We start from the raw sequence: 13123 nt of genomic DNA, 5'->3' as shown, positions 1-13123 counted from the left end.
GCGTGCAACGTCCGGCGGCATTACTTCATTCCCTTATTGCGGAAAAAAATTTGTTCATGGGACTATCGAATGCGTTGTCGGCGCACCGAGGGGGTCGCAGGCAGCGTGGTGTCCCTCGCAACGACTGACAAGAACATCGGCAGACAATGAACAGAACAGCGATCTTTCCGTATGCGTCCGCGTTGCTCGCGGCCGCCATGATGACGGCCTGCGGCGGCAACGACATCGAAACCGACACGGGCGCCACGACGACACCCACGGCCGACACGAGTTGTCTCGCAATCGACAACAGCGGCTCGACTGTCGTGGTCGGGTCGAACCAGCCGGGCGACCCGTCACTGCCGGAAGCGTCGTCCGGTTATCGCACCGGGATGAAGCCCGTCTATGCAAAAACGTATCTGGTCGCCACGTCGAACGCCTACGCGAGCGCGGCCGGTTGCGCGGTGCTGAAGAAAGGCGGCACGGCCGCCGACGCGGCGGTCGCCGTGCAGGCCGTGCTCGGGCTGACCGTGCCCGAAGCGACGGGCCTCGGCTCGGGCGGTGTGCTGCTCTACTACGATGCGCGCGGCAAGACGCTGCAGGCGTATGACGGCCGGGAAACCGCGCCGGCCGCCGCGACGGAGAACTACCTGCGCTATGTCGACGATGCGACCGACCACTCCGCGCCGCTGCCGAATGCGCGTGCGAGCGGCCGCTCGATCGGCACGATCGGTGTGCCGAGGCTCATCGAGGCGCTGCAGCAGGATCACGGCCGGCTGCCGTGGCAGAACCTGTTCGGCGATGCGATCACGCTCGCGACCAACGGCTTCCCGATCGGTGGCCGGCTCGCCGACGCGATCGCGGCGAACGCCGCGAACCTGAAGCGCGACCCCGAGGCCGCCGCGTATTTCCTGAACGCCGACGGTTCGCCGAAGACACTCGGCACCGTGCTGAAGAATCCGGCGTATGCGCGCACGCTGACGCTGATGGCGCAGTCGGGTGCGAACGCGCTGTACACGGGGCAGATCGCGCAGGACATCGTCGCGAAGATCGCCACGACGAAGGGCGCCGATGGCTCGACGCTCACGCCGGGCAAGACGACCGTCGCGGATCTGGCCGCCTACCAGGCGAAGCGCCGCGACCCGGTGTGCACGACCCATCGCAGCTACTGGGTGTGCGGGATGCCGCCGCCGTCGTCGGGCGGCATCGCGGTCGCGTCGGCACTCGGCATTCTCGAGAACTACGATCTGAAGTCGCTGAAGCCGACGGCGATCGATCTCGAAGGCGGCAAGCCGACCGTCGCGGGCGTGCACCTCATCACCGAGGCCGAGCGGCTCGCGTATGCCGACCGCGACAAATACGTGGCCGACACGGATTTCGTGCCGCTGCCGGGCGGCACGTGGAATACGCTGCTGAACAAGCCTTACCTGAAATCGCGCGCGGCGCTGATCGACCCGGCCAAGAGCATGGGTACCGCGCAGCCGGGCGATCTCGGTGCGGTACCGCTCGGGGTCGACACGACGTTGATCGAGCACGGCACGAACCAGTTCACGATCGTCGACGGCGACGGCAACGTGCTGAGCGCGACGACCACGGTCGAGTCGAGCATGGGCTCGTTCCACATGACCAACGGCTTCCTGCTGAACAACCAGTTGACCGATTTTTCCGCGAACCCGGTCGACAGTTCGGGCAATCCGGTGGCCAACCGCCTGCAGCCGGGCAAGCGGCCGCGCAGCTCGATGGCGCCGACGATCGTGTTCGGTCAGGCCGCGGACGGCTCGCGCGGTGACTTCGTGATGGCGACCGGTTCGCCGGGCGGCGGCACGATTCCGCAATACGTGGTCAAGACGCTCGTCGGCGCGCTCGACTGGGGTCTCGATGCGCAGCAGTCCGCCGGGCTCGTCGACTTCGGCGCAAGCAACAGCCCGACGACCACGATCGGCGGCGAGCATCCGAACGTCAACACGGCGAACAACGGGGCGAACGATCCGCTGATCACGGGGCTGCTCGCGCTCGGGCACAAGGTGTCGACGTCCGCGCAGGCGAGCGGCGTCAACACGGTGATGCGCGTGACGGTCGGCCAGTCGCCCGCGTTGCAGGGCGGCACCGATCCGCGGCGTGAAGGCGTCGTGCTCGGCAATACGTTCCGGCCATAATCGGGCGGTACGCGTGCGGTTCCGATCTGCCCGTATTGGCCGACGGGCGATCGGGGCCGTGCATCGTGAAGGAGCCGCAATGATGCATGCGCATCTGCTTGAAATGGACGCCATCCTGTCGGCGCCGGGCTTTTTCGATTTCCTCGCCGACCTGGATTGCGACCGCGCGCTGGACAGTCGCGACGCCGAGCCGTTCGATGCACAGTGGATGGCGTCGTTCGACGAAATCGACGGTGATCCGGGCGCAGCGCTCGACCGGCCGGCCGTGGATGCGCTGAGGGAAAAGGCGTTCAAGCTCGCGTTCGGCGCGTCGGGGCATGCCGGCGTGGCGGCGTGCGTGTCCGACGACATCGAGCTGATCGCGAGAAGCCGGTTGTCAGGCCGTACCGACGGCTGGCCGACGAGCGTCCTTTGGAATGCTTATAGAAGCGGCCGGTTTCCCTGCTAGCCGTTTCTGGTCGCTTCCGGCCGTTTCGCCTGTCTGGTTCCGATCCGCGGCGATCAGCCTTGGCTCCGTCGCGGAATGCACCACGCGACACGCCTCCAGGCTTTCCCCGTCCGCCGGGCTACACCGTCCCGATCCCGTTGCAATCCCCCGATTGTCAAACTGTGTGAATCAATCGTCAGCATTTGCAACCGAAGTAACAGTCCCCGCAAATCAATCGTTTTGCGCGTTCGCGCCGCTACATTAGCTCCACCTGCCGCACGTCGCGGTGAGGCATGCGACAAGCCGCACGAAGGCGGCCCGCAGCAACAACGTCTTTGGGGAGAATGACCATGAACAAGATCCGTACGATTCTGGTGGGTGCTGCACTGACGGCAGTGGCGACTTCGGCTGCGTTCGCACAGACGGCGCAAACCGGCGCCCAGGGTTCCGCGGGTGTCGGCGCGCAGGTTCAGACGCCGCTGCTCGGCGGTGGCGTGGGTGTGCAGGCCGGCGCCGGCGCGAACGCGGCAGGCTCGGGTTCGGGCGCGGGCAACGTCGTCGGCGGTGCGCTGAACGGCGTCGGCAAGACGGTCGGCGACGTGGGCTCGGCGACCGGCAACGCGGTGGGCGGTGCGACGCATGCGGTCGGTTCGGCAGCGGGCACGGCGAAGGATGCCGCCGCGTCGGCCGTCCACTCGACGAAATCGCACGTGAAGCATGTCGCGGGCAAGGCGAAGAGCCACGCGCAAGGCGCGGTGTCGACGGCAGGCGACGTCGCCGGCGGCGCGAAGGCGAAGGCCGGTGAGGCGCTCGAAGGTGCGACGAACGCGGTGCAGGGCGGCGCATCGGTCGGTGTGAAGGGTTCGGCGTCCGCGCAAGGCGGCGCGCTGTAAGCGTCACGCTTCCCGTCAAGGCCCGGCCCGCTTCGATGCGGGCCGGGCTTTTCTATTGGCGCGCTCGGCGCGCCGTTCAACGCATCCTCGATACGGGGATGCGTCGATGTTCGCCACCGATCCGGCGACGCGACACGTATGCACGCCTTTGTCTGGAGCCGCCGGCACGTGCCCGCAACGGGCGGCGTGCGCGCCCCCTGCCCATTGCCCGCCCGCCATGCTTAAATAGCGGGGCTCCCGGTCGCCGGGCCGCCGGGATCGCGGTGCCGGCCGACACGGGCCAGCATGTCCGATCGACATCGTGACGACAGACGACACCAAAATGCCGTTCCGGCCAGTCCGGCGCGGCCCGATAACATTCCGAGGCCTCACGTCATGACCATCCTTTTTCGTCTTCTCGCGCTCGCCTGCGTGCTCTGGCTGGCCGCCTGCGCAGCGCCGCCCCCGCCGTCCGCCAGCACCGGCGCGTCCGCCGCCGCACCGGATGCCAGCGAACGCCGCGGGCTCGGCACTGCATGGGGCGAGTCGGTGCGATCCGAAACCCGCCAGGTCGATTTCGAACGTGCGGATCCGGCGAAGCCGACGGATCTCGCGTCGGTCTATTACAACGATGCGCTGCCCGGACATCCGCCCGCGTCCCAGGTTCGCCGGTTGCCGACCCGCGTCGCGCTCGCCAACGGCGACATCGCGCTGTCGTTTACGGACGAAAAGGGTGCACCGCTGCGTCTCGCGCGCAGCAACGGCCGCTGGCACATGGCGGGCGTCGAAGGTTCGCGCTACATGATCGTGCTGCGCAACCAGGGGCGCCGCACGTTCGAAGTCGTGTCGACCGTCGACGGGCTCGACGTGCTGTCGGGGCGGCCGGGCAGCTACACGAATGGCGGTTACGTGCTGTATCCGGGCCGCACGCTGACGATCGAGGGCTTCCGCAAGAGCCGCGACGAAGTCGCCGCGTTCCGCTTCGCGGCGGTGCCCGACAGCTACGTCGCGAACTCGAAGTACGGCGATTCGGCGAACGTCGGCGTGATCGGCGTCGCGCTGTTCGCGCAGAAGGAGAATGAAGAGGAAGCACTGCGCCGCAACGCGAATCCGTTCCCCGGCAATGACAACGGCTATGCTCCGCCGCCGGTGCCGCGCGGCGAGTGACGTTGCGTCGTGGATCGGCCGCGCGCGTCGCGGCGAACGATGCACGCGCGGCGATCCTGGGTCGCCGCGGCCCGAGCGGCATGCCGGCGCATGCGACGGACCTCGCGACGATCCTGCGCGATTCTTGCGAGCATGGATCGGCTCGACGAGATCGTCGATTGCATTGAAGCTCGCGGCGCTGGCGCTGCTGGCCTCGAATGCCGCCGTTGCATTCGCCGAAACGCCGGCGCCAGAATCGGTGCGGCTCGCCAACGGTCACGAGATCGAATGGGCGAGCCCGAGGTTGTTCGAGGTCGATGCGGCCCGCCACACGAAATCGGCACTGATCGTGCCGGCCGCGCTGCGTCGTGCATTGGCAGAGGCATCGAGCGTTGCGTTTCCGTCGGGCCGTTCGAAGCGGATCGACGGCAACGACTATCTGCTGGTCGTCGTCAATCGCTCTTCGAGCAGCCGTCCGACCGGATATTGCGGCGCGGGCGAAGAAGGGTCGCTATACGTGCTGGAACTGCGCGGCACCCGTGCGGTGCCACGTTTCTCGCTGCCGGTCCAAAGCTGTCTCGATTCCGTTTCTCTCGAAACCGACGGTGGAACTCAATCACCTTATCTGGCGATCGCGTGGCACGACGATCCGGCCGCCATCGACATCCGGTGGGAATATGTCGCGCATGGCGGTGCGTTGCGTCGCGTTTATCGTTTCGTGAACGGCACGTTTGTCGAGGCCGAGGTACCGCGGTAACGCGGTCATCCCGTGGCACGATGGCGATTCGAAATCGCATCGCGTGCTTCCCTCCCTTCCGGATCCACGGAGAGCGTCATGTCGTTACCCGCTTTCAGGTACCATCCCGACCCGCCGGCAACGGGCAGTGTGATCCGCTCGGACGCGCGCTGCGTGTGTTGCGGCGATGCACGTGGTTACGTATACGCAGGCCCCGTGCATGCGGTCGACAAGTATGAGAATTGCATCTGCCCATGGTGCATTGCCCACGGTTCGGCGCAGCCTTCACTGGCACGGACGGCATCGGCGGCGGCGAATGCGACGAAGTGCCCGACGCGGTCGTCAGCGAAATCGCTTGTCGCACGCCGGGCTTTCAGGGTTGGCAGCAGGAGCGGTGGTGGACGCATTGCGGCGATGCCGCGCAGTTCGTCGGTCGTGCGGGTGCCGGAGAACTGCGCGCGCTCGGCCCGCAGGCAGTCGCGTCGATTCGGGAATCGACCGGACTCGACGAGGGCGCGGAGTGGGAGCATTTCCTTGCCGCACTCGACAAGGACGGTTCACCGACCGCGTATATGTTCCGCTGTATCCGTTGCGGCGAACCCGGCGGCTACCAGGATTGCGACTGATGGCCTGGCTCACGGCATCGCGCGGCGATCGCCGGTTTTATCGTCATGAAACAGAGGAATCTTCGTGAAGTTCATCCACGCGGCAGACATACACCTTGACAGCCCGTTGCACGGCCTGAGCGCGTATCCCGACGCGCCGGCCGCGCAGTTGCGCAACGCGTCGCGCGAGGCGCTGCGGCAACTCGTGGATCGTGCGATCGAAGAGGAGGTTGCATTCCTCGTGATCGCCGGCGACCTGTACGACGGCGACTGGAAGGATCACAACACGGGCATCTTCTTTGGCCAGCAGATGGGGCGCCTGCGCAAGGCCGGCATCCGTGCGTTCGTCCTCGGCGGCAACCACGATGCCGAAAGCGAGATGACGAAGAAGCTGACGCTGCCCGACAACGTCATCGTATTCGGCCACCGCAAGGCGGAAACCCACAGGCTGCCTGAATTCGAAGTCGCGCTGCACGGGCAGAGCTTCAAGGACAAGGCCGTCGTCGACAATCTCGCGATCGGCTATCCGGACCCGGTGCCCGGTTACTACAACATCGGCGTGCTGCATACGGCGCTCGAAGGCTATGCGGCGCACGCGAACTATGCGCCGTGCACGCTGGCCGAACTCCATGCGAAAGGCTACGACTACTGGGCGCTCGGCCACGTGCACGAATTCCAGCAATGGTCGGGGCCGTCCACCGTGGTGTTTCCCGGCAACCTGCAGGGGCGCCATATCCGCGAGACGGGCCGCCGCGGCGCGGTGCTCGTGACGGTCGAGCAAGGCCGCACGCAGGTCGAGCGTCTGTATCTCGACGTGCTGCGCTGGGAAGCCGTGTCGGTCGACGCGTCCGATTGCCTGACCGTCGCCGACCTGTCGAGAAAGATCGGCCAGTCGCTGGAAGCGTTGCTGACCGTCGACGGCCATGTGCCGCGCGCGGTGCGCGTGACGGTCGCGGGGCGTACGCCCGCCCACGGCCTCTTTTTCGGCCGCGCGCCGCAGTTGCGCGCGGAGGTGCTGAACCAGATCGGCATCATCGGCAACGAGCGGTTGTGGCTCGAGAAGGTCCGGCTCGCGACGTCCGCGGCCGATCATCAGCCGGGCGAAAGCGAGCAGCTCGAAGCGCTCGAGGACCTGAAGCAGATCCTGGCCGATGCCGCGCGCGATCCGGATTTCCTCGAGTTGCTCGAACGCGACCTGAAGCCGTTCGTCGGCAAGGTGCGCAGCGACGTGAAGGAAGAGGTGCCGTTGTTGGCGATGGCACGCGCGGGCGAGTTCACGGCGCTCGTCGAGCAGGTCGGGCCCGCGTTGCTTGCGCGGCTGGCGAGGGGGGAGTAAGCGATGCGGATCAACCAGCTCGATCTGATCAAGTACGGCAAGTTCACCGACGAGACGCTGCGTTTTCCGTCGGCCGACGAGGATTTCCACGTGATCGTGGGGCCGAACGAGGCCGGCAAGTCGACGATCCGCACGGCCGTGTCGGAGCTGCTGTTCGGGATGAAGCTGCAGACGCCGCTCGATTTCCTGCACAGCACACCGGAACTGCGGATCGGCGGCGTGCTGGAGAGCGGCACGGGCGAACTCGCGTTCCACCGCGCCCGCGGGCGCAGTCCGCTGCGCACGCCCGCCGACGACAGGTTGCCCGACGACTACCTGGCCGCCGTTCTCGACGGCGCCACGCGCGAATTCTTCGAGCAGATGTTCGGGCTCGATCACGGGCGTCTGGTCGATGGCGGCCGGAGCATTCTCGACGCATCCGACAAGCTCGGCCAGGTGCTGTTCGAATCGGCCGCCGGGGTCGGCAGTCTCGGGCCGGTGCGCGAGGAGCTCGATGCGCGTGCGGTCGAGCTGTGGGCGCCGCGTCGCAGCGGCAGCGCGTTTGCACTTGCCGAAACGTCGTTCAACGAAGCCGTGACCGAACTGAAGACGGTTCAGGTGCGCACGCGCGACTGGGTCGAACGCAAGGATGCGCGCGAAGCGGTCGAACAGCAGATCGAGCAGGCGCGCGCGGAACAGCGCCGGCTCGAAGCACTGCGCTCGAAGCTCGAGCGCGTGCGACGGCTGGCGCCGTACCTCAAGGAGCTGACGGTCAAGGACGCGGCGCTCGCGGAACTGGGCGCGGTCGTCGAGTTGCCGCCCACCGCGTATGCGGATCTGTTGAAGGCGCAGGGCGATCTCGCGGCCGAACAGAAGGTGCTCGAGGAACGGCGGGCCGACCTGCTCGCGAAACGGCAGGCGCGCGATGCGATCGACGCCGACGCTGACACGCTGGCGCTCGAAGCCGACATCGAAGCGCTCGATCGGCTGCGCGGCGCGTGCATGAATCACGCGCAGGATCTGCTGCTGCTGGGTGCGGACGTCGAGCGGCACCTGTCCGCCGCGTTCGCCGCGGCCGCCCAGCTCGACTGGCCGACGGACGAAGCGTCGCTGCGTGCATCGCTGCCGACGGCGCTGTCGCTGAAGACCGTGGCCAACCTGTTGCGCGAACACGGCGCGCTGCACCAGGCGCTGGCCGGCGCGCGCGAATCGCTCGACGAACGCACGCGCGAGCTTGCACAGGTGCAGGAACAACAGGCGCGCCTGTCGACCGTCGATGTGCCGGAAATGCTGCGCGCGGCGTTGGCCGATGCGCAGGGCTTTCGCAACAGCGGCCAGCGCGAGCAGGCGCTCGAACAGGAAATCGCTGCTGCGGAACGCACACTGTCCGGCGCACTCGATGCGCTCGGCCGGTGGCGCATGCCGGTCGACACGCTGCGCGCGCTCGACGTGCCGTCGGTGGCGCGGCTCGGCGCGCTGCTGAAGGAGGACAGCGAACGCGCGAGCGCGGCCGCTGCCGCACGCGACGCACGGGACGGCGCGCTCGAAGAGCTCGAGCGGCTCGAACTGCAGGAGAAGCACTTCGCGGAGAACCACAAGGTCGTCACGACCGCCGACGTGCTGGCAGCGCGTGCGCGGCGCGACGGCGCATGGGGCGATATCCGCAGCGGCGCGATCGATCTCGGAACGGGCGCGCCCGCGCTCGACGATGCGATCCGCCTTGCGGACGAACTCGTCGACGCGCAGTTGGGTGCGACGCAGGCAGCGGCGACGTTGCAGTCGCTGCGTCAGCAGGTCGAATCCGCGTGTGCGGGCGTGACGCGCAGGCAGGCCGCGCTGGAAGAGCGCGAACGTGAGCTCGCCGCGCATCGCGACGCATGGGCCGCGCTTGCGACGACGGCCGCGGTGCCCGGCATGCCGCTGGCGGCGATGGGCGACTGGCTTGCGAAGCGCGACACGGTGTTCGCCGCGCAGGCCGATCTCGATCGCCAGCGTCGCGAATTCGACACGATTCGCGCCGCGCGGGCCGGTGCCGAAGCCGCGTTGCGCGCTGCGCTGCGTACCGTGTCGCGAGGCGGCGAGTCGGACGGTCTGGCGGCGCTCGTCGCGACCGCCGAGGCCTTCGTACAGTCGGCCGAGAAAGCGCTCGCGCAGCAGGACAGTCTCGAGGAGCGCGCTCGGGAAGCCGAACGCGGATGCGCGACGGCGCAATCGCGGGCCGGCCACGCGCAGGCGGCCTACGACGCGTGGCACGCGCAATGGCGGGACGCGCTGGCCGACGCGAAGCTTTCCACGAATGCGGCGACGCTGGCCGCGGCGGAAGGTGCGCTCGCGCTTGCCAACGCCGTGACCGCCGAACTGGCCGATGCCGACGCACCGCGCAACCGGATCGCCGTGATCCGCGCGGAACTGGCCGCGCTCGAGGCGGGCGCACGGCGGCTTGCCGCGGCGCTCGCGCCGGAATGGCTGACGAGCGGCGACTGGCCGGACGTCGCGCGCCGGCTGACGATGCGCCTCGCTTCCGCCAGGGAAATTGCGCGTGCGATCGGTCGGGCCGACGAGGCCGTGCGGCAGGCCGACGGCAAGGTCGCGGATGCCGCCGCCGCGGTGGCCGGTGCCGATGCACGCATCCAGCCGCTGCTGCAACTGGCCGGTGTCGTGTCGATCGATGCCGCGCTGCCGCTGGCCGAACGCTCGGACCGGCAGCGCCAGCTGCGGCAGGCAGTCGATGCCGCGCACGAGGCACTGGTGCGCGACGGCGACGGTTTGTCCCGCTCCGCCGTCGAAGCCGAAGTCGCGGAGCAGGACATCGCCGACGTACCAGCGCACCTCGAAGCGGTGAAGCAATCGCTCGGCGATGTCGGCAAGCGGCTCAACGAGCTTTCACAGCAGCAGGTCGTGGCCGATCAGGCGTTCGGCGCGATCGACGGCCAGGCGAACGCGGCCGTTGCCGAGTCGAAACGGCAGGAAGCGCTGGCGGCGATGGGCGATGCAGCCGAACAGTACCTGGAAGCGGCTACGGCGAGCCGGTTGCTGAAGTGGGCGACGGATCGCTATCGCGACCAGAAGCAGGGGCCGATGCTCAGGCGTGCGGGCGAAATCTTCGCCGGGCTCACGCTGGGCGAATTCGCGCGGCTGACCGTCGATACCGAACGGACGCCGCCCGCCCTGTATGCACGGCGGACGAAAGGCGCGTCGGTCGAGGTTGCCGGGTTGAGCGAAGGCACGCGTGACCAGTTGTTTCTCGCGCTGCGGATCGCGGCACTGGAACTGCAGCTCGGCAGCCGGACTGCGCTGCCGTTCGTGGCCGACGACCTGTTCATCAACTTCGACGACGCGCGCGCGAAGGCCGGCCTCGATGCGCTGCGCGATCTGTCGACGCGAACCCAGGTGCTGTTCCTGACGCACCACGACCACCTGCTGCCGCTCGTGCGGGACATATTCGGTGCGCAGGTCAACGTGGTCGAGCTGCAGCGCGCGCCGGTGAGCGCGTGATGCGGGGTGTGCCGGGATGCCGGCGCACGGGCGGGGTCATCGCGTGCAGGTAGTATGTGCGGTTCCGAAATGCGCGCGACCGGTTCTGCCGGTCGCGGGTCTGGCCATACGAGGGGGGAATATGAAAAAGCTGGTAGCCGCCATCGCGTTCGCGGCGGACAAGCATCGCAATCAGCGGCGCAAGGACGAAGAAGCGTCGCCGTACATCAATCATCCGATCGCGCTCGCCGACGTGCTGGCCAACGAGGCCGGCGTCGAGGACGAGCGGGTGATCGTCGCGGCCGTGCTGCACGATACGGTCGAGGATACGGAGACGACCGAGCAGGAGCTGCTGCGGCTGTTCGGCAAGGACGTGGCGGACATCGTGATGGAAGTCACCGACGACAAGTCGTTGCCGAAGGAAGAGCGCAAACGCCTGCAGGTCGAGCATGCGGCGACCATCAGCCGGCGTGCGAAGCTCGTGAAGCTGGCCGACAAGATCTGCAACCTGCGCGACATCGCACGGCATCCGCCCGCGGACTGGCCGCTCGAGCGCAAGCAGGCGTACTTCGACTGGGCGAAGTCGGTCGTCGACCCGATGCGTGGCGTGCATCCCGGTCTCGAAGCGATCTTCGACGCCGCCTACGACGCACGGCCGGCGGACTGAGGCGCCCGCATGCGATCGGCCCGATCCGCTGGATCCGCGCGGCAATCGCCGGCCGTGGCGGGTGTCGATGTGGGTGGCGAAAAGAAGCAATGCGATCTCGTGATCCTGCGTGGACCAATGGTCGTTTGCCGCGAGGAACGGATCGCGCCCGAAGCGGTGCCTGCGCTGTGTCTCGCCCATGACGTCGTGGCCGTCGGTGTCGACGCACCGAGCCTGTGGTGGACGGGGAGCGGGCGCCGGGCGGCCGAACAGGCGCTCGCGCGCGAACGGATCTCATGCTTTCCGACGCCGTCGCGGGAGCAGGCGGTCGCGAGCACGTCAGGTTTCTTCGACTGGATGTTCATGGGAGAGCGCGTCTACCGCGCACTCGCGGACGCCTATCCGCTGCTGACCGGCGCGCGCTATGCGGGCGGGCGCGCGAGCTTCGAAACCTATCCCTATGCGATCACCTGCGCAATGCTGGGCAAGACTGTTGCGTCGGCGAAGCAGAAACGCAACCAGCGCCGGCAGTTGCTGGAGCGGCTGGGGATCGACGTGTCGACGCTGAAGTCCGTCGATGCGCGAGACGCGACCCTGTGCGCGTTGACCGCGCAATACGTCGTCGACGGGAATGCGCACGCGTATGGCGATACGGAGGGCGGATATATCCGCGTGCCGATCGTGAACGAGACGATCGCTCTCGACGCACCGTAGTTGTGTCGCGCGGCCCTAGCGAGGCGCGTAGCAAAAAGGTGAGCTTTTTCGGGAGGGGCGCGGCCGGTGTGCCGGCGAAGGTGTCAGGCTGCGATTGCCGGCCGGCAAGCATCGGAATGGCTGGCGCACACGGTGTTACGCCGGCGCGCTACGCGATTCCGGGCCGCGTTACTCAATCCTCGAGGATGGCTTTCGGCACGCTGGACAGGTCGCAGGCTTGCGCCTGTTCGAAGTAGCCTTCGGCGTCGTCGATCATCACGACTGCGACGTCGATCAGTTCGTCGAGCCGTTGCAGCAGCGATTCGCGCCACTCGATGTCTTCGTCGCGCTCGGGCGTCTTGTCCAGCTGCTCGATGATCGAGTCGGCCGTCTGCAGGAAGGGAATCGCCTGTTGATAATTTTCGATCGAGACCATCGCAGCGTTGCGCGCGCCGACGAGCCGCTCGCGGTGCTCGTCTGCCAGTTCGGATTCGCCGCTGATTCGCGGCAATACATCCGAGATGCGTTGCAGAAGCGGCGGAGCCTGTTCTTCCAGGATGATGGCGCGCTCGCGGAGCGCTGCATATTCGTCGCGAAGGTCGGCGTCGCCGGGTTGAGTCGTGCTGTCCATCGTGGATATGAGTGCGTGGTTCGGTCGCGGCATGATACTCGACAGCACCGGATTCATTGCCCGTTCCGCGTCCGTATATATAAGGGGAACGAGAGGCATACGTCACACCAATAGAGGTTTGATAGCGTTGCGACGCGCGGCTCGTCGTGAGGCTAGCCCCGGTGCGCGCCAGCGCATGGGGGCTTTTCAAAATATTTTCACAAAGGGCTTGCGTGGATGGGGGAGGGTGCTTAGAATCACGCCTCTTTCGCGCTAACGGAAACGCGGCGCGGAAGGGGAAGCGAAGCTGGTGGTGTGCTGCAGTGTCGGGCGCGCGGCTGGCCTGGAAGTTGAACCCCGCAGTCGCAACGATGTAGTGTAAAAAGTTGTTGACGAGCTGCGAAACACGGTTCATAATCTCGCTTCTCTGCTGCTGAAAACGCAGCGCTGCTGAGAAACACGAA

The 13123-nt window shown here is 67.3% G+C and carries 10 protein-coding genes and 1 pseudogene; 10 read left to right on the top strand and 1 reads right to left on the bottom strand.

Annotated features, from left to right (window positions below):
• Positions 1–146 precede the first annotated feature (146 nt).
• The 10 genes and pseudogenes from ACTJLD_RS40825 (at position 147) to ACTJLD_RS40780 (ending at position 12070) form a co-directional block, all read left to right on the top strand.
• A complete protein-coding gene (locus ACTJLD_RS40825) occupies positions 147–2135 on the top strand; it encodes a gamma-glutamyltransferase family protein (protein WP_440661708.1) in 1989 nt (662 codons plus the stop codon).
• Entirely contained in the window at positions 2098–2583 is a 486-nt protein-coding gene (locus tag ACTJLD_RS40820; protein WP_226161694.1) for a hypothetical protein, read from the top strand. Before ACTJLD_RS40825 ends, ACTJLD_RS40820 begins: the two co-directional genes overlap by 38 nt.
• 329 nt (positions 2584–2912) lie before the next feature.
• Positions 2913–3455 (top strand): hypothetical protein, encoded by a 543-nt coding sequence (locus tag ACTJLD_RS40815; protein ID WP_440661705.1) that lies wholly within the window; start codon positions 2913–2915, stop codon positions 3453–3455.
• Between the two features lie 375 nt (positions 3456–3830).
• On the top strand, positions 3831–4601 hold the full coding sequence (locus ACTJLD_RS40810; protein WP_027792225.1) for a hypothetical protein: 771 nt from the start codon (positions 3831–3833) through the stop codon (positions 4599–4601).
• Between the two features lie 163 nt (positions 4602–4764).
• The gene (locus ACTJLD_RS40805; RefSeq protein WP_060373554.1) at positions 4765–5337 is read left to right on the top strand and encodes a hypothetical protein; all 573 of its coding nucleotides are present in this window, start codon (positions 4765–4767) and stop codon (positions 5335–5337) included.
• A gap of 78 nt (positions 5338–5415) precedes the next feature.
• Positions 5416–5942 (top strand): annotated as a pseudogene (locus ACTJLD_RS40800) (CbrC family protein).
• A 64-nt stretch (positions 5943–6006) separates the two neighbouring features.
• Entirely contained in the window at positions 6007–7257 is a 1251-nt protein-coding gene (locus ACTJLD_RS40795; RefSeq protein ID WP_440661703.1) for a metallophosphoesterase family protein, read from the top strand.
• 3 nt (positions 7258–7260) lie between these two features.
• Entirely contained in the window at positions 7261–10731 is a 3471-nt protein-coding gene (locus ACTJLD_RS40790; protein WP_440661701.1) for an AAA family ATPase, read from the top strand.
• A gap of 121 nt (positions 10732–10852) precedes the next feature.
• The gene (locus tag ACTJLD_RS40785) at positions 10853–11377 is read left to right on the top strand and encodes an HD domain-containing protein (protein ID WP_021161966.1); all 525 of its coding nucleotides are present in this window, start codon (positions 10853–10855) and stop codon (positions 11375–11377) included.
• Positions 11378–11386: 9 nt separating this feature from the next.
• Positions 11387–12070, top strand: coding sequence for a DUF429 domain-containing protein (locus tag ACTJLD_RS40780; protein WP_059700000.1), 684 nt, complete (start codon positions 11387–11389; stop codon positions 12068–12070).
• A 172-nt stretch (positions 12071–12242) separates the two neighbouring features.
• Here the strand turns inward: ACTJLD_RS40780 and ACTJLD_RS40775 are convergent, their stop codons facing one another.
• The gene (locus tag ACTJLD_RS40775; RefSeq protein ID WP_027792230.1) at positions 12243–12713 is read right to left on the bottom strand and encodes a hypothetical protein; all 471 of its coding nucleotides are present in this window, start codon (positions 12711–12713) and stop codon (positions 12243–12245) included.
• Positions 12714–13123 lie beyond the last annotated feature (410 nt).

Origin of the sequence: Burkholderia sp. 22088, from assembly GCF_052045915.1 — a bacterium.
GTDB lineage: Bacteria > Pseudomonadota > Gammaproteobacteria > Burkholderiales > Burkholderiaceae > Burkholderia > Burkholderia cepacia.
Note: the sequence above shows the minus strand (reverse complement) of the source record. Positions and strands in the feature narration are given on the sequence as shown.

Bases quoted from the DNA above. Each gene is read 5' to 3' on its own strand.
- ACTJLD_RS40825 (WP_440661708.1), top strand. From the start codon at position 147: ATGAACAGAACAGCGATCTTTCCGTATGCGTCCGCGTTGCTCGCGGCC.
- ACTJLD_RS40815 (WP_440661705.1), top strand. From the start codon at position 2,913: ATGAACAAGATCCGTACGATTCTGGTGGGTGCTGCACTGACGGCAGTG.
- ACTJLD_RS40810 (WP_027792225.1), top strand. From the start codon at position 3,831: ATGACCATCCTTTTTCGTCTTCTCGCGCTCGCCTGCGTGCTCTGGCTG.
- ACTJLD_RS40790 (WP_440661701.1), top strand. From the start codon at position 7,261: ATGCGGATCAACCAGCTCGATCTGATCAAGTACGGCAAGTTCACCGAC.
- ACTJLD_RS40785 (WP_021161966.1), top strand. From the start codon at position 10,853: ATGAAAAAGCTGGTAGCCGCCATCGCGTTCGCGGCGGACAAGCATCGC.
- ACTJLD_RS40780 (WP_059700000.1), top strand. From the start codon at position 11,387: ATGCGATCGGCCCGATCCGCTGGATCCGCGCGGCAATCGCCGGCCGTG.
- ACTJLD_RS40775 (WP_027792230.1), bottom strand. From the start codon at position 12,713: ATGCCGCGACCGAACCACGCACTCATATCCACGATGGACAGCACGACT.